At 36.0% G+C, this 24,923-nt stretch carries 21 protein-coding genes, 3 tRNA genes, 3 rRNA genes and 1 pseudogene; 4 read left to right on the top strand and 24 right to left on the bottom strand.

Going from position 1 to position 24,923, the window contains the following annotated elements; all coding sequences use genetic code 11:
- Window positions 1-38: 38 nt before the first annotated feature.
- Window positions 39-1,211 carry a MalY/PatB family protein gene (locus tag BHY08_RS03880; RefSeq protein WP_071456625.1) on the bottom strand — a complete coding sequence of 391 codons (1,173 nt, stop codon included), beginning with the start codon at window positions 1,209-1,211 and terminating at the stop codon, window positions 39-41.
- Window positions 1,212-1,375: 164 nt separating this feature from the next.
- Between BHY08_RS03880 and BHY08_RS03875 the strand changes: the two genes are divergently transcribed.
- Both BHY08_RS03875 and feoB read left to right on the top strand, forming a co-directional pair.
- Entirely contained in the window at window positions 1,376-1,612 is a 237-nt protein-coding gene (locus BHY08_RS03875; RefSeq protein WP_071456624.1) for a FeoA family protein, read from the top strand.
- Window positions 1,602-3,515, top strand: coding sequence for a ferrous iron transport protein B (gene feoB / locus BHY08_RS03870; protein ID WP_211267916.1), 1,914 nt, complete (start codon window positions 1,602-1,604; stop codon window positions 3,513-3,515). The genes BHY08_RS03875 and feoB overlap by 11 nt, the downstream gene beginning before the upstream one ends.
- Before the next feature lie 41 nt (window positions 3,516-3,556).
- On the opposite strand, the gene BHY08_RS03865 is transcribed toward feoB, so the two are convergent.
- The 6 genes and pseudogenes from BHY08_RS03865 to BHY08_RS03840 form a co-directional block, all read right to left on the bottom strand.
- A complete protein-coding gene (locus BHY08_RS03865; RefSeq protein ID WP_071456622.1) occupies window positions 3,557-3,763 on the bottom strand; it encodes a heavy-metal-associated domain-containing protein in 207 nt (68 codons plus the stop codon).
- Window positions 3,764-3,858: 95 nt separating this feature from the next.
- Window positions 3,859-5,157, bottom strand: a complete 1,299-nt coding sequence (asnS, locus tag BHY08_RS03860; protein ID WP_071456621.1) for an asparagine--tRNA ligase — start codon at window positions 5,155-5,157, stop codon at window positions 3,859-3,861.
- 24 nt (window positions 5,158-5,181) lie between these two features.
- Entirely contained in the window at window positions 5,182-6,369 is a 1,188-nt protein-coding gene (locus BHY08_RS03855; RefSeq protein ID WP_071456620.1) for a pyridoxal phosphate-dependent aminotransferase, read from the bottom strand.
- 12 nt (window positions 6,370-6,381) lie between these two features.
- Window positions 6,382-6,861, bottom strand: a complete 480-nt coding sequence (locus tag BHY08_RS03850) for a cell wall elongation regulator TseB-like domain-containing protein (protein ID WP_169817659.1) — start codon at window positions 6,859-6,861, stop codon at window positions 6,382-6,384.
- Window positions 6,862-6,865: 4 nt separating this feature from the next.
- Window positions 6,866-9,583, bottom strand: a complete 2,718-nt coding sequence (locus BHY08_RS03845; protein ID WP_071456618.1) for a helicase C-terminal domain-containing protein — start codon at window positions 9,581-9,583, stop codon at window positions 6,866-6,868.
- Window positions 9,584-9,754: 171 nt separating this feature from the next.
- Window positions 9,755-10,535 (bottom strand): annotated as a pseudogene (locus tag BHY08_RS03840) (transposase).
- A gap of 201 nt (window positions 10,536-10,736) precedes the next feature.
- Here BHY08_RS03840 and BHY08_RS03835 point away from each other — a divergent pair.
- Window positions 10,737-11,618, top strand: a complete 882-nt coding sequence (locus tag BHY08_RS03835) for a hypothetical protein (protein WP_071456617.1) — start codon at window positions 10,737-10,739, stop codon at window positions 11,616-11,618.
- A gap of 77 nt (window positions 11,619-11,695) precedes the next feature.
- Window positions 11,696-12,070 (top strand): lactoylglutathione lyase, encoded by a 375-nt coding sequence (gene gloA / locus BHY08_RS03830; RefSeq protein WP_071456616.1) that lies wholly within the window; start codon window positions 11,696-11,698, stop codon window positions 12,068-12,070.
- Between the two features lie 456 nt (window positions 12,071-12,526).
- On the opposite strand, the gene BHY08_RS03825 is transcribed toward gloA, so the two are convergent.
- The 17 genes from BHY08_RS03825 to BHY08_RS03760 all read right to left on the bottom strand — a co-directional run bounded on the left by BHY08_RS03825 (window position 12,527) and on the right by BHY08_RS03760 (window position 24,827).
- Window positions 12,527-12,600: transfer RNA gene (locus BHY08_RS03825), tRNA-Asn, on the bottom strand.
- Between the two features lie 30 nt (window positions 12,601-12,630).
- Window positions 12,631-12,704: transfer RNA gene (locus tag BHY08_RS03820), tRNA-Asn, on the bottom strand.
- A gap of 15 nt (window positions 12,705-12,719) precedes the next feature.
- Window positions 12,720-12,835, bottom strand: a 5S ribosomal RNA gene (gene rrf, locus BHY08_RS03815).
- Between the two features lie 78 nt (window positions 12,836-12,913).
- Window positions 12,914-15,825, bottom strand: a 23S ribosomal RNA gene (locus BHY08_RS03810).
- 180 nt (window positions 15,826-16,005) lie between these two features.
- Window positions 16,006-16,078: transfer RNA gene (locus tag BHY08_RS03805), tRNA-Ala, on the bottom strand.
- Window positions 16,079-16,152: 74 nt separating this feature from the next.
- Window positions 16,153-17,711, bottom strand: a 16S ribosomal RNA gene (locus BHY08_RS03800).
- The 16S, 23S and 5S rRNA genes sit together here with 3 tRNA genes alongside, the layout of an rRNA operon.
- A 285-nt stretch (window positions 17,712-17,996) precedes the next feature.
- Window positions 17,997-18,365, bottom strand: coding sequence for a hypothetical protein (locus tag BHY08_RS03795; protein ID WP_084657163.1), 369 nt, complete (start codon window positions 18,363-18,365; stop codon window positions 17,997-17,999).
- Between the two features lie 71 nt (window positions 18,366-18,436).
- Window positions 18,437-18,805: a CvfD/Ygs/GSP13 family RNA-binding post-transcriptional regulator gene (locus BHY08_RS03790; RefSeq protein ID WP_071456614.1), complete on the bottom strand. Its 369-nt coding sequence runs from the start codon at window positions 18,803-18,805 to the stop codon at window positions 18,437-18,439.
- Between the two features lie 305 nt (window positions 18,806-19,110).
- The gene (locus BHY08_RS11425; protein ID WP_157093676.1) at window positions 19,111-19,233 is read right to left on the bottom strand and encodes a transposase; all 123 of its coding nucleotides are present in this window, start codon (window positions 19,231-19,233) and stop codon (window positions 19,111-19,113) included.
- A 19-nt stretch (window positions 19,234-19,252) separates the two neighbouring features.
- Window positions 19,253-19,450 (bottom strand): transposase, encoded by a 198-nt coding sequence (locus BHY08_RS11420; RefSeq protein ID WP_157093627.1) that lies wholly within the window; start codon window positions 19,448-19,450, stop codon window positions 19,253-19,255.
- Between the two features lie 18 nt (window positions 19,451-19,468).
- A complete protein-coding gene (locus BHY08_RS11415; protein WP_084657295.1) occupies window positions 19,469-19,660 on the bottom strand; it encodes a helix-turn-helix domain-containing protein in 192 nt (63 codons plus the stop codon).
- The gene (locus BHY08_RS10925) at window positions 19,656-19,799 is read right to left on the bottom strand and encodes a hypothetical protein (RefSeq protein ID WP_157093626.1); all 144 of its coding nucleotides are present in this window, start codon (window positions 19,797-19,799) and stop codon (window positions 19,656-19,658) included. Before BHY08_RS10925 ends, BHY08_RS11415 begins: the two co-directional genes overlap by 5 nt.
- A gap of 307 nt (window positions 19,800-20,106) precedes the next feature.
- Window positions 20,107-20,454 (bottom strand): 50S ribosomal protein L19, encoded by a 348-nt coding sequence (gene rplS / locus BHY08_RS03780; RefSeq protein ID WP_071456612.1) that lies wholly within the window; start codon window positions 20,452-20,454, stop codon window positions 20,107-20,109.
- A gap of 118 nt (window positions 20,455-20,572) precedes the next feature.
- Entirely contained in the window at window positions 20,573-21,313 is a 741-nt protein-coding gene (gene trmD / locus BHY08_RS03775) for a tRNA (guanosine(37)-N1)-methyltransferase TrmD (protein WP_071456611.1), read from the bottom strand.
- Window positions 21,303-21,833, bottom strand: a complete 531-nt coding sequence (rimM, locus tag BHY08_RS03770) for a ribosome maturation factor RimM (RefSeq protein WP_071456610.1) — start codon at window positions 21,831-21,833, stop codon at window positions 21,303-21,305. The genes trmD and rimM overlap by 11 nt, the downstream gene beginning before the upstream one ends.
- 108 nt (window positions 21,834-21,941) lie before the next feature.
- Window positions 21,942-22,397: a hypothetical protein gene (locus BHY08_RS03765; RefSeq protein ID WP_071456609.1), complete on the bottom strand. Its 456-nt coding sequence runs from the start codon at window positions 22,395-22,397 to the stop codon at window positions 21,942-21,944.
- 96 nt (window positions 22,398-22,493) lie between these two features.
- On the bottom strand, window positions 22,494-24,827 hold the full coding sequence (locus tag BHY08_RS03760) for an HAD-IC family P-type ATPase (protein WP_071456608.1): 2,334 nt from the start codon (window positions 24,825-24,827) through the stop codon (window positions 22,494-22,496).
- Window positions 24,828-24,923 lie beyond the last annotated feature (96 nt).

The following is a 24,923-nucleotide window of genomic DNA, read 5'->3' as shown; positions in this document are numbered from 1 at the left end:
GGTGTTTTAGGGAAACCTTAAAAAAATTTTAAAATTTACTAATTTTTTAGCGCTTTTTCTAAACCCGTAACGGCTAATTCAATATTTTTGGGATGAGTTGCAAGATTAATTCGAATAAATGTTCCAGTATTTTTCCCAAACCATTCACCGTAATCTATCGCTATTTTAGCCTTTTCTTGCATAACTTCTTTCATTTTGTCTTGTGTAATATATGCGGACAAATCAATCCAAGATAAATAAGTTCCTTGTTTTTCATAGACAATCACTTCTGGTAATAATTCATTTAACCGTGTTTTCATCAACTTGAAGTTTCCATCGATTGTCATATTAAGTTCACTTAACCACTGTTTTCCGTACTCGTAGCTTGTTTGTGTGGCAATAACACCCATCAAACTTGTTGGATTATTAATTATCGTCTTGATAAATTCATCATAACTTGCTCTTAAATCCGTTGAAGGAATAAAAATATGTGAATGAAGTAAACTAGCTAAGTTAAATGATTTTGATGCAGCATTCACCACAATCAATTTGTCAAAATCGACACCCTCTACGCCTAAATAACTAGTAAACGTATGACCTTTTGCTACAAAATCTTGATGAATCTCATCTGAAATTAATAAAACATCATATTTGTGACAAATATCAGACACAATATTTAATTCTTCAACTGTCCACACACGTCCAACTGGATTATGCGGCGAACAAAAAATTAACGCTTTGACGTTTTCTTTTTTAATTTTTTCTTCCATCTCTTCATAATTAATCTCATATCTACCTTTATTAATCACCAAATCAGATGTCACTAATTTGCGTTTATTATCATTAACCACATTATAAAACGGGTAATATACTGGTGAAAAAATCATGACAGCTTCTTGTTCTTTTGTAAAACATTGAATTAAGTAATGAAGTGAATTTACTACACCTGTCGTAAAACGTAACCAATCTTTTTCAACTTCAACATTGTGCTGATTTTTTTGCCAAGATTTCACTGCTTGGTAATATGAATCAGGTACTACAGAATAACCAAAAACACCATGATTGATTCTTTCAATCATTTTATTTTGAACCTCTTCGGGAATTTTAAAATCCATATCTGCTACCCACAAAGGAAGTAGCCCTTCACTTCCAAAACGTTCTGTAACCCCATCCCATTTTAACGAGTCTGTTTGATGACGATCAACATAATACTTATCATAAAAATTTGTCATGTCTTTTTTGCACTCCTTTTTTTAGGTAATATCTTATTTTATCATATATCACAATCAATAAAAAAGGAGTTATTTTTATACCATAACAGAAAGGGTTGATTAAACTATAAATTAGGTTTAAAATAAAGTTAAATTAGGTTGACCTAAAAAAAGGAAGTGGGATTATGAAAACTTTATTAAATTTAAACCTTAATGACCAAGCAACTATTTCTCACATCTCTCATCCAGATGCAGATATGAAACAACGACTATATGACTTAGGTTTCTATCCTGGAACACCTGTCAAAAAATCACTAATCAGTCCAAAAAGTGATCCGATTGCTTACCGTTTGAGAGGAACAACTATTGCATTAAGAAACTCTGATGCACAATATGTGGAGGTGTATAACGATGACAACTGAAGAAAAAGAAATCTTTGTTGTTGAGCGTAAAAAAGAGTCTGATGTTGTGATTACATTAGCTGGAAACCCTAACGTGGGTAAAAGCTCAGTTTTTAACGAACTAACTGGACTAAGACAACATACTGGAAATTGGCCTGGAAAAACCGTTGATTTAGCTCAAGGACGAACTGAATTTGAGGGACAAGGATTTATTTTGGTTGATTTACCTGGTACCTATTCCCTATCAGCTCACTCAGCTGAAGAAGAAGTCGCACGAGATTTCATTCAATCAAATGAATCCCAAGCAACTATCGTGGTCTGTGATGCAACAAGTCTAGAACGAAATCTAAATCTAGTATTGCAAATCATGCAACTGACACCAAATGTTATTGTGTGTGTCAATTTACTAGATGAAGCGAAAAAGAAAAAAATCCATATTAATTTAGAAAAACTACAAGAATTACTTGGTGTACCAGTCGTTGGAACATCAGCTGTAAAAAAACAAGGTCTCGATACCTTAATGAAAAAAACAAAAGGTGTGATTGATGGAGAAATTACGTCGAATCCATTTATGATGGAAGCTTTGCAACAAATCCATGCTGATAAAGAAACTGAAACACTAGCAATTGTAGATAGAGCAAGTGTCATTGCAAAAGAAGTCACGATATTTGAAGATAAAAACTTTGATTTAAAAGACCAAAAATTAGATAAGCTTCTCACACAAAAAAGCACTGGTATTCCTATTATGATTTTATTATTAATGCTTATCTTTTGGTTTACGATTGAAGGAGCGGATGGTCCTTCAGATTTTCTAGCCGATAATTTTGACAAATTTGGTAATTGGCTTATGGCTATCACAACGAGTTGGGGTGTCCCACATATTATCCGTGATGTGTTGATTAATGGCGTTTATAAAGTTCTATCAACTGTGGTTGCAGTGATGTTGCCACCTATGGCTATCTTTTTCCCATTATTCACGTTATTAGAAGATTTTGGTTACTTACCTCGTGTTGCATTTAATTTAGATAAACATTTTCAAAAAGCCGGAGCCTGTGGGAAACAAGCATTAACCATGTGTATGGGATTTGGGTGTAACGCAGCTGGGGTTGTTGGGGCTAGAATCATTGATTCTCCTAGAGAAAGACTTATTGCCATTATTACAAATAATTTTGTACCATGTAACGGTCGATTTCCTATTTTGATTACAGTTATCACCGTCTTCTTTACTGGAGGAGCAGTTGGACTTTTAGGCTCTATCCAATCAGCGGTCTTTTTAACAGGCGTCATTTTACTCGGCGTGTTTACTACGATTATGGTTTCTCGTTTATTATCAAAAACTGTCTTAAAAGGTATACCATCTTCTTTTACTTTAGAACTACCACCTTATAGAAAACCACAAGTGGGACAGGTTATTGTTCGCTCAATTTTTGACAGAACCTTATTTGTTTTATGGCGTGCTATTATTGTTGCAGCACCGGCTGGTTTAGTTATTTGGGTATTAGCCAATGTATCTATCGGAGATCAATCTATTTTACAAAGCGTGACAGAGTTTATTGATCCTTTTGCTCGGCTTATGGGATTAGATGGTACTATTTTAATGGCTTTTATATTAGGACTGCCTGCTAATGAAATTGTTATTCCTATTATGATTATGGGTTACATGGCAACTAGTACTATTACAGACTTTAGCTCTCTAGATCAATTCAGACAACTTTTATTAAGTAATGGTTGGACTTGGTTAACCGCTATGAATGTCATTTTATTTACTCTTTATCATTGGCCATGTTCTACTACTCTTCTTACAATTTATAAAGAAACAAAAAGTAAAAAATGGACGTTCGCTTCATTTATTATTCCAACTATCATCGGTGTTGGCATGACGATGTTAACAACTGCTATAGCGCATTTGTTTCATTTAATTTAATACACAAAAAATTCGACTGATACTTCAGCCGAATTTTTTATTTAGATAGTAGGCGTAAAACCTAAGTCTTCAATTTTATTAACTAAGTCATTAATCGCTACTTTGGATTCGTCAAACGCAACGTTAGCTTCTTTGTTTTCTAATGACACATCCACATTACTCACGCCATCAATTTCTGACAAGCCTTTTTCAATACGAGCAGAACAATGACCACAGTTCATGCCTTCAATTGCTATTTTCTGTTTCATGTTACTCACCTCTTCTAATTAGTTAGTGTAAGAGTATGGCTTTTTTTATCGACTGTCAAATAAAAAAGCCCCTTTAAAAGGAGGCTTGTTTTATTTTATGGGTAAATACGGTGTAATAAACGTGGGAATGGACTTGCTTCACGAACGTGTTCAATTCCACATACCCATGTTACAGTTCTTTCTAATCCTAGACCAAAGCCAGAATGAGGAACAGCACCATATTTTTGTAAATCTAAATACCATTCATAGTCTTTACGATCTAAACCATCTTTTTCGATTTCGGATAATAAATACTCATAACCAATGGCACGTTCACTACCACCAATAATTTCGCCATATCCTTCTGGAGCGATTAAGTCGGCACGAATCACAACGTCATCTCTTGTTGGATGTGGTTTCATGTAGAATGGACTCATTGATTTTGGATAGTTCAAGATGAATACTGGTTTTTCAAAATGGTTGGCGATAAATGTTTCATGTGGTGAACCAAAGTCATCACCCCAAGTAATATCTTCAAATCCATTTTGTTGTAATAATTCCACTGCTTCATCATAAGAAATACGTGGGAATGGTAATTCTGTGTATTTTCTTAATAAGTCTTTATCACGTTTTAAAACGTCTAAAGCATAGTCACAGTTTTCTAATACTTTTTCAATCATAAATGCCACATATTGCTCTTGAATTTCTAAACTTCCTTCTTGGTCAACAAAAGCCATTTCAGGTTCCATCATCCAAAACTCAGTTAAATGACGACGGGTTTTTGATTTTTCAGCACGGAATGTTGGTCCAAAAGAAAATACTTTTCCAAAAGCCATTGCTGCTGCTTCAAGATATAATTGACCTGTTTGTGACAAGTATGCTGGAGAACCAAAATAGTCTGTTTCAAATAATTCAGTTGTTCCTTCTGGCGCGCTACTTGTTAAGATTGGTGGGTCAATTTTAATAAAGTTACGATCATTGAAGAATTCGTATGTTGCACGAATTAATTCATTTCTTACTTGCATAATGGCATGTTGTTTTGATGAACGTAACCATAAATGACGGTGATCCATTAAAAAGTCTGTTCCATGTTCTTTTGGTGTGATTGGGTAATCATGACTTTCTCCGACTACTTCAATACCTTGTATACCAATTTCATACCCAAATTTTGAACGTGTATCTTCTCTAATTTCACCCGTTACAATAACTGATGTTTCTTGGTTTAAACTTTTTGCTAATTCAAAGACTTCTTCGCCTACTTCATTTTTTACCACAACACCTTGGAAGTATGCTGAACCATCTCTTAATTGTAAGAAAGCTATTTTTCCACTTGAGCGTTTATTGGCAACCCATGCACCAATTTTAACAACTTCCCCAACATGTTTTTTTGAATCAATAATGTTTATTGTCTCCACTTTTGCACCCCACTAATTTTTGTATTAAATTCGTTTACTATCAATGAATTCGTTTATTTGTCTAATGGCTTGAGTTAATGTATCCATATCTGTTGCATAACTCATTCTGACATGATGACTTGTTCCAAACGCTTCACCAGTGACAACTGCAACATGTGCTTCTTCAAGTAAGTCATTCACCCAATTCGTTACATTATCATACCCACACATATCAAGTGTTTCTTTGATATCTAAATATAGATAAAAAGCCCCTTGAGGTTTTTCTACACGAACCCCTGGTATTTCTTGAACTATTGGGAAAATGTCATTTAATCGTGTTTCAAATGTTTGTCTCATTTCCTCCACGATAGCTTGACTTCCACTTAATGCTTCAATTGCTGCATATTGACTCACAGCTGCAGGATTTCCTGTTGATTGTGACATCACTTTAGACACTTGAGACACAATCTCTGGTTGACATAGAGCGTATCCAATACGCCAACCTGTCATAGAATAGGTTTTAGATACCCCATTAACCACAATTGTTTGCTGCTTAATTTCATCAGACAAACTCACAATTGATGTAAATACATTACCATTATAAACTAGTTTCGCATAAATATCATCGGCAATTATATAAATGTTATTTGAAGCTGCCCACTCCCCGATTTTTTTCAACTCTTCTGCTGTATAAATCGATCCAGTCGGGTTTGATGGTGAATTAAGAATGATTGCTTGTGTTTTGAGTGTTCTAGCTTGTTCTAATTCTTCTACTGTCACACGGTAATGGTTATCCTGTGTTGTCTCGACAAATACTGGTGTTCCATCTGCTAATTCCACTTGGGCACTATAACTCACCCAATATGGTGTAGGAATAATCACTTCATCCCCTGGATTTAATAACGTTTGAAATAACGCATAAAGAACAAACTTTGCACCGGATCCGACAAATACTTCATTCATCTGATAAGTAACACCATAATCTTCACGTGTTCTATCTATGATAGCTTGTTTTAATTCAGGTAAACCTGTTGCTGGCGTATAAAAACTTGATGCCCCGTTATCAATTGCTTTTATCGCTGCGTTTTGTATTGATTTGGGTGTTGAAAAATCTGGTTCCCCTATCGATAAATTAAGAACTTTTACACCTTGGTCTTTTAGTGCTTTGGCCTTTGCTGCTGCTTGCAATGTTGCTGATTCTTTTAGACTGCTTACTTTTTTTGAAAACCCCATTTTTTCATCCCCTTAAATTTTTAATGCTCCTTCTTCAATCTTTCCAGAATAGAAATCAACTAAGTAATAAACCAAATGGTCATCTTTACTTTCAGCTGTAATTTCCCATACAGGTTCATCTTTAAACAATCCTAAAGATACTTTTTTTATTTTCTTTGTCTCCTTAGTATCAAGAACCGCTTGGATAGCATCATCTTGGTTAATCCCTTTATTAGCATAAACAACAAGAGCCTCCTTACCATTTTCAGGAATCATGACTATTTTTTCTTCGTTCTTGTCGTCTTTACCAACTACACTATATGTATTTTCCTGTCTAGTAAACCAATAAAACTCGTCAACTTTATTGATATGACCTAAATTTTTGGCAATCTCTACTGCTTGGCGCTTAGTTGAACGGTATGTTGCAGTTGACTGATACATTATTACACTTATAATGACAATAATCGCAATTAACGTTATCGTCAAATATTTTATGACTCTGTTTTCACGCATGCTTCTATCCCCCATTTGTTGTTTTAAGTAAAACTCTTTTTTCTAAAAACAATTTACTTTCTTTCAATAACTCTGGCAATGTTACCGTTTGAATTGATAATGCTTGCGGCAAATAAGAACAGAGAATGTCGCTGTAACGGCTATTGACCAAACGATCATCTAATAAAACTAAAATCCCTCGATCTTCTGGACTGCGCAACAATCTTCCAATTCCTTGTCTTAGTTTAATCCCTGCTTGAGGCAATGCATCCTCATAAAACGGATTTCCTCCTTGTTGTTCAATGTATTGATACCTTGCTTGAACAATCGGACGATTTGGTGGATCAAATGGCAGCTTCGTCATCACAACAATATCGATCGACTGATGACTAAAATCCATGCCTTCCCAAAAACTATTTGCCCCTAAAATAATACACTTATTTCCTTGATTAATCTTTTTCAGTATTTTTTCTTTTGTTCCTGATATCCCTTGAGCTAATACTAACACATCTCGTTGATTAAAATAATCTGTTAACTGCTTATGTACTGCTTCAAGTAATTGATGAGATGTAAATAAAACTAGCATCGTTTGTTCATGCGTTTCAAATAATTTTTTAACCGACTGACTAATTCGTATTGAGAAATCATTTGTCGATTTAATCGAATGATAGTTTACATCATTTAATAAAAACAAACAGGCTTGATTTTTATAGTCAAATACTGATGGCAATGTTTTCTTCTGCACATCTTCTAAGCCAAGTTTACGCTCTAAAAAGTTCGAGTCATTATCTAATTGAAGACTACCACTTGTGTAAATGATTTTTTTAGCTTGGGTGTACCAATTATATTGATTAATAGATAAATCCGAGAAATTAATCATAGATAATATCACATGCTTTTTTTTCGCACTAATCCATTTGACTAATGTTTCATCATAATCATAAAAGAATGATTTAAATAGTTGATACATCTCAATCACATGTTCCACTGTATGAAAGAATTCTTTTTCATTTAGTGATAACTCTTTCTTTTTCTCTAGTTTCAAGTTTTGTGATAACTCACTAAGCTCTCGTAACATCACATTAATCTGTTGGATATATCGTTTAACAACTGGAACTTGCTTAAAAAAAGCCTGTACATCAATCAGCTGCTCCTCTTTTTTATGAAACAAATCAAAATACGTCACCATGCTTTCTTCAAGCCAATCAATTGATTCCCTTAACTCCTTGCAGATGTCACTCATCATCAAGGTATTTTTTTGATGTTTATCATGTGTCTCTCCAATCATCATTGAGACTTCAATCAAGTGATTCAATTCAAATTCAAAAGAAGATAACGACAGTTGTTTAGTTGATATCGTTTCAATTAAATTAGGGAGTTGATGTGCTTCATCTATGACAACCGTCTCGAAATCTGGTAAAAAACGTTCCTTCTTCTGACTGTCAGAAAATAAAAACGAATGATTGACGATAATAAAATCAGCAAATTGACATCTATCTGTTAAGTAATGATAAAAGTCTTCTTCAAAAAAGATAGAGGATTCAACTAATTCTTTTTGCCCAGTATGTTGAACTTGTTGGTAAAACACATTGTTCTTAATGACATTGACTTCATCCAAATCTCCTGTATTTGTCTCTAACAGCCAAACTAATATAGCCATCTGACAGATTGCATAACTTTTTTGTCCTAATGGTAAATCCAATGTTTGCCTAAAGGCATGTAAACTTAAATAATGAGAGGTACTTTTTACCACGACACCTTGTTTTGAAGTCTTAACTAAATCATTTAATAAAGGAATATCCTGATATTCTATCTGATTTTGTAATAAAATCGTGGAGGTCGAGATAAGCTTTTGTTCAGGTTTCTTCTCAAATGTTAAAGGATATAAATAACCCATTGTTTTTCCAGTGCCTGTTTCAGCTTCTATAAACAAGTTTTTGCTTTTATTATCTTTAGTCAAAAACTGGTGGATATCCTCAGCCATTTCTCTTTGCGTATTCCTTAAAATATTCAGTTTACTTGAAAATGATTGCGCTACTTCTCTATCCTGATAGCGATATGCTCTATCTTTTTTCTTAATAGCAATGCCATCTAAAACAACGATTCCTTCTAAGTCATTCTGTTTAGTCTCATAAGCTTCGTTTAAGACCATACTAAAAATAGCTTGATTATTAACCCCTAAACTAACTGACAACAATTGAAGTGTCTCCTTCGTTACTAAAGGTAACGTTCTTAATTTATCAAGCATCTTAATAAAACCTTGTGCTGTGACATAAGCATCACTTAATGCTTGATGAGGATTAGTATGTTCTATAGACATTTCTGACGCCATATCGCTCACTCTAAAGCCATTAGAAGTTGGAAATAACACTTGAAACAACTCCACTGTATCAATACAGGGACTAGTAAGTGGTGAGACTCCAGCACGAACTAGCTCACTATTCAAAAAATTAAAATCGAAAAAGACATTGTGTGCCACAAATACACAGCCATCAAGTAATTGTTTAATCGTAAAGGCAACATCTTCAAAGTATGGTGAATTTGCCACATCTTTATTTGAAATACCTGTTAATTCCGTTATATGCTTAGGTATTGAGCGTAGTGGATTAATATCAATCGACAGTTGATTTACAATTTGCTGATTCTCGATAATTACACAGGCAAATTGAATAATTTTATCTGTTTGTTGATTCGTGCCAGTTGTTTCAATATCAACAATGGCAAATAAATTGGTTGATTCCATTACCCCAATTCCTTTCCTTTTTTACTTACCTATGTATTATACTATATTCTATTAATAAGTCATCAGATAAAAACACTATAAAAAATTATCGGTTTCGTCAATAATTTTTTATAAATGGAAAATCTATTCTATCATTTTAAGTTAAAGCATTGATTCTAACGTATATTGAATTTACTTAAATCCTTTATGAAATCTACCTAGAAATTTTTGGTTATATTCATTGGACTGATAAACTAGGAATCTTTTCAGAGATTCCTTATTAGGGTTTTGTTCTTTTCTCTTTTTATATTTTTTTAATTTCTTATTAAATATCTCAATTAACTTAGTTGAGTAGATAGTTTTTCTTATTGAAGAAGGAAAGTTATAAAAAATTAATATAGTAGGGTTAATGAATAATGTAATGACTCGTGGATACTGTTTTTTTCCATTTATCTGTTATAAAAGTTACTTGTTTAATTTCTTTTTCTTTTGATACAGTTTGTCTCTTCAAAGGAAGATGAGTATCGTCCATAAAGATGACTGAATATTTAGCTTCTAACGATCTTTATTCCAAGGCTAAAACATTTATTTTACTAATGTTGTAAATGGTTTGTGATGTGTAATAATGACCATACATTTTTTCAATTAGATCAGAGATTTCAGACATCGTTATTCTTTTTTGATACAGTTGAATAATAGTCGTTTTCAAGGAATCATCCATTCTTTTATAGGCTGGTAGTGTTTGTTGAGAAAATTCACCATTTCTATGTCTAGGGATGATTAAATTTAATTCCCCATACTCTGTTTTAAAAGAGCATAAGTAATTCCCATTACAGGAATTACCTGAATTAAAACCAGCACGATCATATTTTTCATAATCAAGAAAAGCAGTCAGCTCTAGACGATGAAATAAATACTCCAAATCCTCTTTATTGATTAGTGTTTCCATCATTTCTGTAGTAAAATTATTCAGGAGAAAAACCTCCTATAAAATTTCTGTGTCGTAACCTTAATTTTACAGAATGGACTTTCTTTTTTTCTACCTTAAATTTTTGTTTACACAAAATATTTTATGCTATCAAATTATCAGATAGGTTTGTTTTAAACATCAAACTATGGTTAAATATAATTATGTTAGTTTATCACTTTGTATATAGAAAGGTATCTAAGGCATATGAAGCATTTGAAAACAATTGGATTTAGTATTATTGTAATTTGGATTATTGCATTATTTATAACCTATACACCTAGCTTCTTTTGGTTTGCCTATCTTTTTATTTCAGCGCTAGCAATGCTCTTAGCGTGTACTCTTATTATCTACTTAAATCCAGATATTTATTATGACATTACAAAGTTTTTTTCAAATATATTTCGTCAATCAGTTACTGATTATATCAATGACAATGATGATGATAACGAAGATGACTATTATATTGTTCCTAGTAAAAGAAAAAAAAGAAAAAAACGTAAAAAGAAAAAACATTATGATGTTACCTCTTTAAGGCAAAGAAAAGATACGCATTCCGATTTTATGATTATTAATACATCTTCTGCCAATATCAGACACAAAGAATATTTGCATACAACTATTCCAGAGATAATAAAGCCAGAAAAGCAACAAATACTATTTGAAACAATTTTAAAATTAAAAGAAGATCGATTCTTCTCTAGCTTATATGCTGGACTAACAGAAGATGATTTAATCAATAACTATAATGAGTACCGTTATCGTAAAATTTATGAGCTTTACGATAACATTATTCCTAATACTTATGCCAAGATGCTCTATGATCCAAAATCACATACTAATAGACTGAGCATATTTATCCCGAATAAAACAAATCAAGACTCTGATTTTAATTTAGGTTTTATTTCAATTGAGGACAGCTATAAATCAGATATTTTAATCAATAAATACACAAATATTCAAGTTATTCCTACTATTTTAGGTGGAACCTACAAAGAAGTATATAAAGATGATGAGAATAATATTCGTGTAAAAACAGACTTTACACCGTACGAACTCACCGTATCACTAGCTTTCTATAATATTTAACGGTTCAAAAAACTAGAAAAGACCCATCTTACATGTTAGTATTAAGATAATCTATTAGAAAAGGATGGATGAATACTATGAAAATGGCTCATACATGTGTAAGAGTAAAAGATTTAGATGCTTCCTTGGATTTCTATAAAAAAGCATTTAACTTTGAAGAATCTCGCAGAAGGGACTTTCCAGAAAATAAATTTACATTAGTTTACTTAACATTGCCAGGAGATAGTTATGAATTAGAATTAACTTATAATTATGACTCTGAAGCATATGATTTAGGAAATGGCTATGGACATATTGCTATTTCAACCGATGACTTAGAAGGGCTACATGCTCAGCATAAATCTGAAGGATTTAATGTTACTGAATTAAAACATTTACCTAATGTTCCACCTTCTTACTACTTTATTATTGATCCAGATGGATACAAAATAGAAGTTATTCGCGAAAAATAAAAGCTCTTTGTCAACTACTGTGGGTAATGGTTAATACCTTAGAATTGAAGATTTAGAAATCATTTAGTTGTTTTGACTTTATATCAAATTGTGTCAAGGAACAATATTATTGATAAAAAAATCTCGAAAATGACATAGACTTATTGGCTATTTACCAGGACTGATGAATTAAATTGGTAAGATGATGATTGTGAGATGACTCTCACAATCATCTTTTTATTATATGTATTGAAAAACACCTGCTATGCGGGTGGTTTTCAATACATATAATAAATAAGCAACAAAAGCCAATAGACTTTCGTTGCTTAAGTAAACTTAATTTTATTCATCCACATCATTTGACGTAAAGCCTTTTTATGACTACAACAAAAATCACATTGATAGAATTTAAACTATCAACACGATTTAGTGTACAATAAAAAAAATATCTAGTATAAAAATACTAGATATTTTCAGCTCCGGCAGTAGGACTCGAACCTACGACATCATGATTAACAGTCATGCGCTACTACCAACTGAGCTATGCCGGATTATTACTATTAAATTATTTTAAGTCTATACTCCGGCAGTAGGACTCGAACCTACGACATCATGATTAACAGTCATGCGCTACTACCAACTGAGCTATGCCGGATAATAATTAATATAAGCACGGCAACGTCCTACTCTCACAAAGGGAAACCCTTCACTACCCTCGGCGCTAAGAAGCTTAACTTCTGTGTTCGGCATGGTTACAGGTGTATCCTTCTTGCCATCGTCACCGCACTTATATATTATTGAGTAATTGCTCACTCAAAACTGGATGTTAAAGTTATCTATCATCATAATTGTCCACCGCTTATTTTGGTTAAGTCCTCGACCGATTAGTACTAGTCCGCTCCATACATCACTGTACTTCCACTCCTAGCCTATCTACCTGATCATCTTTCAGGGGTCTTACTTCCTTAAAGGAATGGGAAATCTCATCTTGAGGGGGGCTTCACGCTTAGATGCTTTCAGCGTTTATCCCGTCCATACATAGCTACCCAGCAATGCCCTTGGCAGAACAACTGGTACACCAGAGGTATGTCCATCCCGGTCCTCTCGTACTAAGGACAGCTCCTCTCAAATTTCCAACGCCCGCGACGGATAGGGACCGAACTGTCTCACGACGTTCTGAACCCAGCTCGCGTGCCGCTTTAATGGGCGAACAGCCCAACCCTTGGGACCGACTACAGCCCCAGGATGCGACGAGCCGACATCGAGGTGCCAAACCTCCCCGTCGATGTGAACTCTTGGGGGAGATAAGCCTGTTATCCCCAGGGTAGCTTTTATCCGTTGAGCGATGGCCCTTCCATGCGGAACCACCGGATCACTAAGCCCGACTTTCGTCCCTGCTCGAGTTGTAGCTCTCGCAGTCAAGCTCCCTTCTGCCTTTGCACTCTACGAATGATTTCCAACCATTCTGAGGGAACCTTTGGGCGCCTCCGTTACCTTTTGGGAGGCGACCGCCCCAGTCAAACTGTCCATCTGACACTGTCTCCCACCACGATTAGTGGTGCGGGTTAGAATGGTCATAACACAAGGGTAGTATCCCACCAGCGCCTCCATCGAAACTAGCGTTCCGACTTCTACGGCTCCTACCTATCCTGTACATGTGTCACAAACATTCAATATCAAACTACAGTAAAGCTCCATGGGGTCTTTCCGTCCTGTCGCGGGTAACCTGCATCTTCACAGGTACTAAAATTTCACCGAGTCTCTCGTTGAGACAGTGCCCAAATCGTTACGCCTTTCGTGCGGGTCGGAACTTACCCGACAAGGAATTTCGCTACCTTAGGACCGTTATAGTTACGGCCGCCGTTTACTGGGGCTTCAATTTTGAGCTTCGCTATTGCTAACCCATCCTCTTAACCTTCCAGCACCGGGCAGGCGTCAGCCCCTATACGTCATCTTTCGATTTTGCAGAGACCTGTGTTTTTGATAAACAGTCGCTTGGGCCTATTCACTGCGGCTGAACTTGCGTTCAGCACCCCTTCTCCCGAAGTTACGGGGTCATTTTGCCGAGTTCCTTAACGAGAGTTCTCTCGCTCACCTTAGGATTCTCTCCTCGACTACCTGTGTCGGTTTGCGGTACGGGTCATTTGTTTCTAACTAGAAGCTTTTCTTGACAGTGTGACATTGAGACTTCGGTACTTTATTTCCCTACTCATCACAACTTGTCCTTATAGATAAAAGCATTTGACTCTTATCAAGACTTGTTGCTTGAACGTGCACTTCCAGTCGCACGATCTCATAGCCTCCTGTGTCCCTCCATTGTTCAAACAAAACAAACGAGTACAGGAATCTCAACCTGTTATCCATCGCCTACGCCTATCGGCCTCAGCTTAGGTCCCGACTAACCCTGGGAGGACGAGCCTTCCCCAGGAAACCTTAGTCATTCGGTGGACAGGATTCTCACCTGTCTTTCGCTACTCATACCGGCATTCTCACTTCTAAGCGCTCCACCAGTCCTTACGATCCAGCTTCAACGCCCTTAGAACGCTCTCCTACCATAGAACCAAAGGTTCTATCCACAGCTTCGGTAACATGTTTAGCCCCGGTACATTTTCGGCGCAAGGGCACTCGACTAGTGAGCTATTACGCACTCTTTAAATGGTGGCTGCTTCTAAGCCAACATCCTAGTTGTTTGTGCACCCTCACATCCTTTTCCACTTAACATGTATTTTGGGACCTTAGCTGGTGGTCTGGGCTGTTTCCCTTTCGACAATGGATCTTATCACTCACTGTCTGACTCCCGGATATAAATGAATGGCATTCGGAGTTTATCTGAATTCGGTAACCCAAGACGGGCCCCTAGTCCAAACAGTGCTCTACCTCCATCATTCTCAAATCCGAGGCTAGCCCTAAAGCTATTTCGGAGAGAACCAGCTATCTCCAAGTTCGTTTGGAATTTCTCCGCTACCCACACCTCATCCCCGCACTTTTCAACGTACGTGGGTTCGGTCCTCCAGTGCGTTTTACCACACCTTCAACCTGGACATGGGTAGGTCACATGGTTTCGGGTCTACGACAACATACTCATTCGCCCTATTCAGACTCGCTTTCGCTACGGCTCCGCTTCTTCAGCTTAACCTCGCATGCTATCGTAACTCGCCGGTTCATTCTGCAAAAGGCACGCTATCACCCATTAACGGGCTCTAACTTCTTGTAGGCACACGGTTTCAGGTTCTATTTCACTCCCCTTCCGGGGTGCTTTTCACCTTTCCCTCACGGTACTGGTTCACTATCGGTCACTAGAGAGTATTTAGCCTTGGGAGATGGTCCTCCCGGATTCCGACGGAATTTCTCGTGTTCCGCCGTACTCAGGATACTCATAGGTGTGTTGTCAATTTCGTCTACGGGGCTTTTACCCGCTACGGCTGACCTTTCCAAGTCGATTCGACTATCCACAACAGCTACCACAGCTGAGTCCTACAACCCCAACAAGCAAGCTTGTTGGTTTGGGCTGTTTCCGTTTCGCTCGCCGCTACTAAGGAAATCGATTTTTCTTTCTCTTCCTGCAGGTACTTAGATGTTTCAGTTCTCTGCGTCTACCTTCTAATAGCTATGTATTCACTATTAGATAATATCCTATAAAAGATATTGGGTTCCCCCATTCGGAAATCTCCGGATCATAGCATACTTACTGCTCCCCGAAGCATATCGGTGTTAGTCCCGTCCTTCATCGGCTTCTAGTGCCAAGGCATCCACCGTGCGCCCTTATTCACTTAACCTTTTCTAACCTGACGGTTAGCTTGTTTTTTATTAATGACTAACTAGCGATAGATAATCATTAATACATTTCACAGTTCTTTTTAAAGAAACTGTTCAACGCGGTGTTCTCGGTTTATGTTGATGTCTAACTTCAACTATCCAGTTTTCAATGAACAATTCGTTTGATGATTACTCATCAATGGAGCCTAGCGGGATCGAACCGCTGACCTCCTGCGTGCAAGGCAGGCGCTCTCCCAGCTGAGCTAAGGCCCCTAACTATTTTAAGAGTAGACCTCTCAAAACTGAACAAAGTAAAGACAAAATGTGTTTTCCGTAATTATCCTTAGAAAGGAGGTGATCCAGCCGCACCTTCCGATACGGCTACCTTGTTACGACTTCACCCCAATCATCTATCCCACCTTAGGCGGCTGGCTCCAAAAGGTTACCTCACCGACTTTGGGTGTTACAAACTCTCGTGGTGTGACGGGCGGTGTGTACAAGGCCCGGGAACGTATTCACCGTGGCATGCTGATCCACGATTACTAGCGATTCCGGCTTCATGTAGGCGAGTTGCAGCCTACAATCCGAACTGAGAACAGCTTTAAGAGATTAGCTAAACCTCGCGGTCTCGCAACTCATTGTACTGTCCATTGTAGCACGTGTGTAGCCCAGGTCATAAGGGGCATGATGATTTGACGTCATCCCCACCTTCCTCCGGTTTGTCACCGGCAGTCTCGCTAGAGTGCCCAACTAAATGATGGCAACTAACAATAAGGGTTGCGCTCGTTGCGGGACTTAACCCAACATCTCACGACACGAGCTGACGACAACCATGCACCACCTGTCACTTTGTCCCCGAAGGGAAAGGTCTATCTCTAGAGTGGTCAAAGGATGTCAAGACCTGGTAAGGTTCTTCGCGTTGCTTCGAATTAAACCACATGCTCCACCGCTTGTGCGGGCCCCCGTCAATTCCTTTGAGTTTCAGCCTTGCGGCCGTACTCCCCAGGCGGAGTGCTTAATGCGTTAACTGCAGCACTGAAGGGCGGAAACCCTCCAACACTTAGCACTCATCGTTTACGGCGTGGACTACCAGGGTATCTAATCCTGTTTGCTCCCCACGCTTTCGAGCCTCAGCGTCAGTTACAGACCAGAGAGTCGCCTTCGCCACTGGTGTTCCTCCATATATCTACGCATTTCACCGCTACACATGGAATTCCACTCTCCTCTTCTACACTCAAGTCCTCCAGTTTCCAATGACCTTCCTCGGTTGAGCCGAGGGCTTTCACATCAGACTTAAAAGACCGCCTGCGCTCGCTTTACGCCCAATAAATCCGGACAACGCTTGCCACCTACGTATTACCGCGGCTGCTGGCACGTAGTTAGCCGTGGCTTTCTGGTTAGATACCGTCAAGGTGATAACAGTTACTCTATCACTTATTCTTCTCTAACAACAGAGTTTTACGATCCGAAAACCTTCTTCACTCACGCGGCGTTGCTCGGTCAGACTTTCGTCCATTGCCGAAGATTCCCTACTGCTGCCTCCCGTAGGAGTCTGGGCCGTGTCTCAGTCCCAGTGTGGCCGATCACCCTCTCAGGTCGGCTATGCATCATGGTCTTGGTAGGCCATTACCCCACCAACTAACTAATGCACCGCGGGCCCATCCATCAGTGACACTTAAAGCGTCTTTTATGATTTCACCATGCGATAAAATCAATTATGCGGTATTAGCACCTGTTTCCAAGTGTTATCCCCCTCTGATGGGCAGGTTGCCCACGTGTTACTCACCCGTCCGCCACTCATTTCTTTTCGGTGGAGCAAGCTCCGGTGAAAAGAAATGCGTTCGACTTGCATGTATTAGGCACGCCGCCAGCGTTCGTCCTGAGCCAGGATCAAACTCTCAATAAAAAGTTGATAACATCTTACGATGTTTAAGCTCATTTTTTAAAACTTGCTAGCAAATTATATTCACTAAATATGGTTTGTTTCTACATAATAGAAACGCCCTACACATTTGGTTCGTCTTACTTTGTTCAGTTTTCAAAGGTCTAAATATCATTGCTGTAACAACTTTTATATATTATCAACAAAATAATATTTTGTCAATGTTTTTTTATTATTTTTTTAAGTTAAAATAACAAGTTGTTTTGACAACTTCTATATAATACAACTCCTATTTGATAATGTCAACAGTTAATTTAAAAAAGGCACTCCACTAACATTAAAATCTTGCAAAACCATTCTTAATGTCGCAGGCTCTTCCCATAAAAACTCAGAATTCAAAGAATAAAAATCAATACATTCTTCATCTAGACTAAAGACAAAGAGTGGCAATTTCTCATTTTCAATATTAATATTAGTTAACTCTACTAAATCCATAGCACCTGAATCTAACCCAGCAGACTGAGTCAATTTCTCTAAAATACATGCTAGACTTGTAAAACTATCATTAATTGTAGTTTGAATAAAACTTACAGTATCATCTGTTTTTTGTACTAAAAATTTTTTATGACCATCTTGTAGATTAAGAATGACTGTCCCAGCTACTCTAGACTGTTCCAATATTACACACCTCTTATTTAATAGTTATAATAAATCGACAAATGTAATTGTAACATATTTTCAGAAATATATCAGTTATTTTCCGTAATATCCTCTAAAAACTCATCAACCCAAATTGATAGATTCTTATCAATACTTTCAAAACCGATATTTTTATAACGATTTGTAAAATATTTTTTTTTCTTAAATAAAATAGGTGGTGCATCTTGAAATACACGTAATGATAAACTAATTTTTTTAGTGTATTCATCTACATCAATAACTTGAACTTTAACTTTTTGACCTACTCTTAAGTCATCTTCTATATTTTTTATAAAACCATGTTTAACTTCTGAAACATGAATCAATCCTTGTTGATTGTCTCCTAGCGAGACAAATGCACCATATGTTTGAATCCCTGTAATTTCCCCAATCATTATATCACCTATTTTGACATTCATTCTCTGAACCTCCTAAGTATATTACTGTTTCTCATTTTAACATAAATAAAACAAGCTATTAACTCTTCTGTGACTAAATAATAAAAAAATCACTTAATCAATAAAATTAAAACTTTATAATTTAAAATAGGCTGACCCAAAAGTGTCTAAAAAAAGATTAAACGGAACAAAATTATTTTTGATTTTGTTCCGTTTTTTGACGAAAAAATAGCACTTTCCTTTATAATTAAGGTGTCTAATCAGCTAAAAAGGAGTTTTTTATTTCTTCTCGATACTTTTTAAATGTTTTTGAAAACAGTAACAAACTATTTAAATTGTGTCGGTTGATTCATTTCTTTTATTCTTAAGGTGTTGAAAGAGCGGTTAATATGTTGAATGATATGAAATCGATCTGTGATGATTTCGCGTTTGGAAAGACTGTTTTTAATAGTTGACCGTAACTTGCATTCATGTCCATGACCAAAATCTTACTTTTAGACGTGATTTTCTGGAATACTTCATAAAGTAAGAAACCAACTTATGCAATCTTTTATCAGGTAAGATATCGATTATTTTTTTAGATGCCGCATCAGCACAAATAAAGCTCATTCCAGCATGACAATCAGAAGTAGAGCTAAACTCATCTACACAAAGAGCCGTGGGCAAGAAATTAACATTCGGTTGCTAGTTATTAGTAAATGATACTAACACACGTTTAACAGTATTTTCAGAGACACTGTGGCATTCTGCGATTTTTTTACGTGATTGATTCTCTTTTAAGTCAAAGGCAATTTGGTATTTAATCTGTTTAGAAATGTGACAATAGTCATCTACTAGAGAAGTAGAAGCACTGAAAGTTGATCCACAGTTTTTAATCTCTGTGAAGTTTCAGATAAGTTGGGCGACGTTCAACTTCAGGCAATTGACTAATAGTTTGATACGTTCCGTTTTTAACGGATTGATAACATCCACATTTCTGGCATTGCTTATCTTTATTCTCTGATCTTCCTGTCATCATGTTAACTGAGCGGTTGTTTCTCGCTTAATGAGACAATCAATCCCCATTAAAAATAAGAGAATCATCGGTTAAATTGAGTAGTTTTCTTGTATTATTATTCATAGGGGTATTATTCTTTGTAATGTTAGTTATAGTCGACTTAATTTTACCAATAAGAATGCCCCTTTTTCTATGCCTAAAACAAAAAATCGTGTTGATAGAATTTAATCTATCAACACGATTTAGTGTACAGCCAAAATTTAATCCATCAGTCCTATTTGACAAAGACCCTATTTTCATAGGGCCATCACCTGTTAACAAATGATTAACGACGGATTTCTTTAATTCTTGCTGCTTTACCATGTAATGCACGGATGTAATAAAGTTTCGCACGACGAACTTTACCATAACGGATTACTTCAATTTGAGCAACACGTGGTGTATGGATTGGAAAAGTACGTTCCACACCAACACCGTTAGAAATTTTACGTACAGTGTAAGTTTCGCTAATTCCAGCACCACGGCGTTTAATTACAACACCTTCAAATAACTGGATACGTTCACGACTACCCTCAACAACTTTAGCATGTACACGTACAGTATCACCAGGTCTAAAAGCTGGTATATCAGAGCGTAATTGTTCTTTTGTAATTTCTTCTATTAATGGATTCATGTCCACATTCTCCTTATTCTAAACACTCATATGCATATGGCACAGCGGAATGTTGTAATAGATGAGCCATTTGACTCACTAAATTATAATAGCATAATTACTCTTTTCAGTAAAGGGGCTAAATACTTTTTTCTTCCTTTTTCACTTCTTCAAGTAATTTTTCCATTTCTTTTGTCATTTCAAGTGATTCTAACATATCTGGTCGTCTTAAAAAAGTTCGTCTTAACGACTCTTTTAATTGCCATTCTGCAATTAATTTGTGGTTACCATTTGTCAGAACATGAGGGACTTCCATTCCTTCATAATTTGCCGGTCTTGTATATTGTGGGTGTTCTAAAAGTCCAGTTGAGTGGGAATCTGTTTTGGCAGACTCATCATTACCTAACACTTCAGGTAACAATCTAACTGTCGCATCAATCATCACCATCGCACCAAGCTCGCCACCTGTTAATACGTAATCACCAAGGGATACTTCATCTGTTACTAACGAACGAATTCTTTCATCGTATCCTTCATAATGACCACAAATAAACACTAAATGTTCTTCTTCGGAAAAATCTTCTGCCATCTCTTGATTAAATGGTTTTCCTGCTGGGTCTAGTAAAATGACGCGCGGCTGAGTCCGTGCATCTTCTTTAATAAATGTTAAAGCATCATGAATTGGTTGAACTTTAAGTAACATTCCTGCTCCACCACCATAAGGATAGTCGTCTACTTGTTGATGTTTGTTGGTAGAAAAATCGCGAAAATTTCTAACATGAACATCTAGCAACTCTTTGTCGATTGCTTTACCTAAAATTGACTCTGTTAGTGGACCTTCAAACATTCTTGGAAAAAGAGTTAAGACATCAATTCTCATCGTCAATCAACCCTTCTGGAATTTCAACCGTAATCTTTTTATCTGTGACATTAACGTCTAACATGACTGACTCAATGTAAGGTAAAAGTATATCTTTTTTACCGTGTTGTTTGTGTTTTACTACCCATACATCATTAGCTCCAGGAGATAGAATTTCTTTCACTGTTCCTAACAATTCACCTGTTTCATCTACCACTTCACATCCGATTATTTCGTGATAATAAAAGGCATTTTCTTCTAACTGACCTACTTCGTCTTTTTTAACTTTTAAAATACCATCTCGATACTTTTCAACATCATTAATATTAGGATGATTTTCAAAGCTCACGATATCAAAGTTTTTATGCTTTCTATGTGATTTTATCGTTAGTTCTGCTACATCTTTTCCCTCTCGAAAGAGATATAAGACGTTTCCTTTTTTATATCGTTTTTCAGGAAAATCTGTTTGAGAAATTACTCTGACTTCACCTTTAATTCCTTGCGTATTCACAATTTTCCCAACATTTAAATACTCTGTCACGTTTATTCCCTCATTTCTCATATTCATTTTACTTATTGTAACATTTTGATTTACATTACGAAACATAAAAAAAAAGCATTGACATGACTTGTCAAATGCTTTTTGATATTAATTATCTTTAATTTGTACTGATTTAATTGAGGCTCCAGGGACTTGAGGTGGTATTGAATATGTCAATGCAGGTGTTTTGGTCAACGTAAACTCTACTAATGCGCCTTGCTTAAACTTTTCTTTGTGTTTTGTTTTATCAAATATTGTTTTATCTACATTCAATACTACACCATTTGAATCTAAAACGTCATGGATGGATTCAGGATCATTCACCGCATCAACTGACTCAAATGATAGAATGACTGCATTCTTATCTATCACTGGGTCACTGATTAATCTACCTTCAAAAATAGGATTGCTTTCATAGTTTATTTCATTCGTAGTAGACGTTGATATTTCAACTGTACGTTTAGTAGTTTGACCTTCACTTGCAGACGTGCTTAATCCAGAAGAACATCCAGATATGACAAACACACTACTAAGTAACATACTACCTATGACCATTTTTTTCATTTTACCCTCCCATAATAAACTAGTTTTTATAATACAATTCCATGATACATCTAAAATACATATTTTTTAATAATAAAGTATGAATTTTATGTTAACTTACTCTCTAAATATTTTTTTAACAAGACATCGAATTGTATAGAATATAGGAATTGCTAGGAGCATTAATGGTATATACACAACAGCTAATTTTATATTATATAAATTAACTAACGAAAAAATTCTATCAAAAAATGTAAAAAGACACAAGAAGAATAATAACAAAGCACTTAAAAGTACATTAATCTTCGTAGTAAGAGGTTTTGAAATTTCTCTTAAAACAATAAAACCAATAAACCCTGCTAATAAGACTGTCACGGTTGATTTTTCTTCATAACTCCAAGCAAATACATTTCCAAACACTTCAATAAGCAATGTTGTGATAACCACAGTCAACCCACTTGCTAAAGGTGGTTCAAAGACATTCTTTAAAAACATTCCTTTAATTGGTTGTGTATTTGGTCGCAACGCTAAGAAAAACGATGGTATTCCGACTGTTAAGGCATTTATTGGACTCAATTGGATTGGCTGGAACGGATAAGGTGAACTCACAAAAATAAAAATAGCAGCTAAAAATAATGAGTACACTGTTTTAGTTAAGTAAAGAGATGACACACGTTGAATATTGTTAATAACTTGTCTTCCCTCCAACACCACGTCAATCATGGAATCGAAATTAGAGTCTAATAAAACAAAATCAGCAATTCCCTTAGCTGCATCGCTACCATTAGCCATAACAATGCTACAATCAGCTTGTTTCAATGCTAAAATATCATTCACACCGTCTCCTGTCATTCCCACAACATGATGGTCATCTTGGAGTGCTATAACTAGTTTTTTCTTTTGTTCTGGTGAAACTCGCCCAAAAATGCGGTGAGTCTTCACTACTTCTGGAATTTTATCATCAGGTATTTTACTCATATCAATTGATTCCTCACCATGTGATACACCCGATCGCTTCGCAATTTGTGCTACCGTTTCAGGATGATCGCCAGAAATGATGCAGATATCTACTTTTTCTTGTTTAAAATACTCAAGTGTTTGCGGTGCTTCTGGTCTAATCTCATCTTCCAAATAAATAAACCCTAATAACTCTAAATCATTTGGTAAGACTGTTGTTGCCTCATCAACCTGACTACGTGTAATGGCAATGATACGCAATCCATGACTAAATGCTTCAGACATTTTAACTGATTGAGCTTCAGAAAAATCACCAAATAAATATTCAGGTGCTCCCATGAAATAAGTATAATCATTTTTAAACGTAATCGCACTCCATTTTCTAGCAGAAGAAAACGGAATTTGTTTTGATGGTATTAACTGCTCATCTACTTCATTAAAGTAGTGCATCAAAGCAAGGCCCGTTGCATTATCTTCATCCAGACCTTTAACCATCGATCCTATCATTGCTGAAAATGTTTCTTTCGATAAATGATTTTCATCAACTGTATCAAATTCTACCACTTTTAATTGTCCGCTTGTCAACGTTCCCGTTTTATCAAGGCACAATACATCTACTCTAGCAAGTGTTTCTATTGCCCCCATCGTTTGAACAAGAACCTTCCTACGACTTAACTTTATGACCCCAACAGCTAATGCAACAGTGGTAAGTAAAATTAATCCTTCTGGAATCATTCCCATAATAGCAGCCGTACTACCAAGTATCGCTTCGTTTAATTGCGTTCCGCTTGTTAGACTTGTAATCATTAGAATGGCACCAATTGGAATGATTACCATAGTAAGAAGACGAATTAGACGATTCATCATCATGATCAACTCACTATATATGCCTTTTGTTTGCTTTGCTTCTATACTCAATTTATAACTGTAACTATCTTTTCCAACATGTGTAGCTTGCATCAACCCACTACCACTCACAATGAAACTTCCAGAATAGACTTCTGAACCATTGGTTTTAATGATTGGGTCTGACTCACCTGTCAATTGAGATTCGTCACACTCCATGCCTTCAGTATCCAGCACTATACCATCAACAACAATTTGTTGTCCTCGTTTTATATTTATTAAATCATCCTTAACCACTTCATTTTGCGGAATCTCTAATACCTTATAGTTTCGTATAACACTGACTTTCGATTCACTTAACAAACTTAATCGATCAATATTATTTTTTGCTTTAATTTCTTGATATACACCAACTAATGTATTTGTAATAATTACTCCAAGAAAAAGTAAATTTTTGTAACTACCTGTATATACGATAAAGCCTGCTATCACTAAGTTAATAAAATTAAATAATGTAAAACTATTTTCAAACACAATTTGTTTAAATGAACGTGTTGTCTTAGGGATTGCTTGATTTACTTCTCCTCTAGCAATCCTATTTAACACTTCTTCATCTGTCAGTCCTGGATAGGATTTTCTTTTTAACATATTATCCCACTCCTAACACTTGTTATACAATAAGAATACCATTAATTATCTTATCTGTCTGTTTACTAATTTAATTTTAAAAATCTTTACCTATAT

It is taken from the genome of Vagococcus teuberi, assembly GCF_001870205.1.
Classification (GTDB): Bacteria; Bacillota; Bacilli; order Lactobacillales; family Vagococcaceae; genus Vagococcus; species Vagococcus teuberi.
Note: the sequence above shows the minus strand (reverse complement) of the source record. Positions and strands in the feature narration are given on the sequence as shown.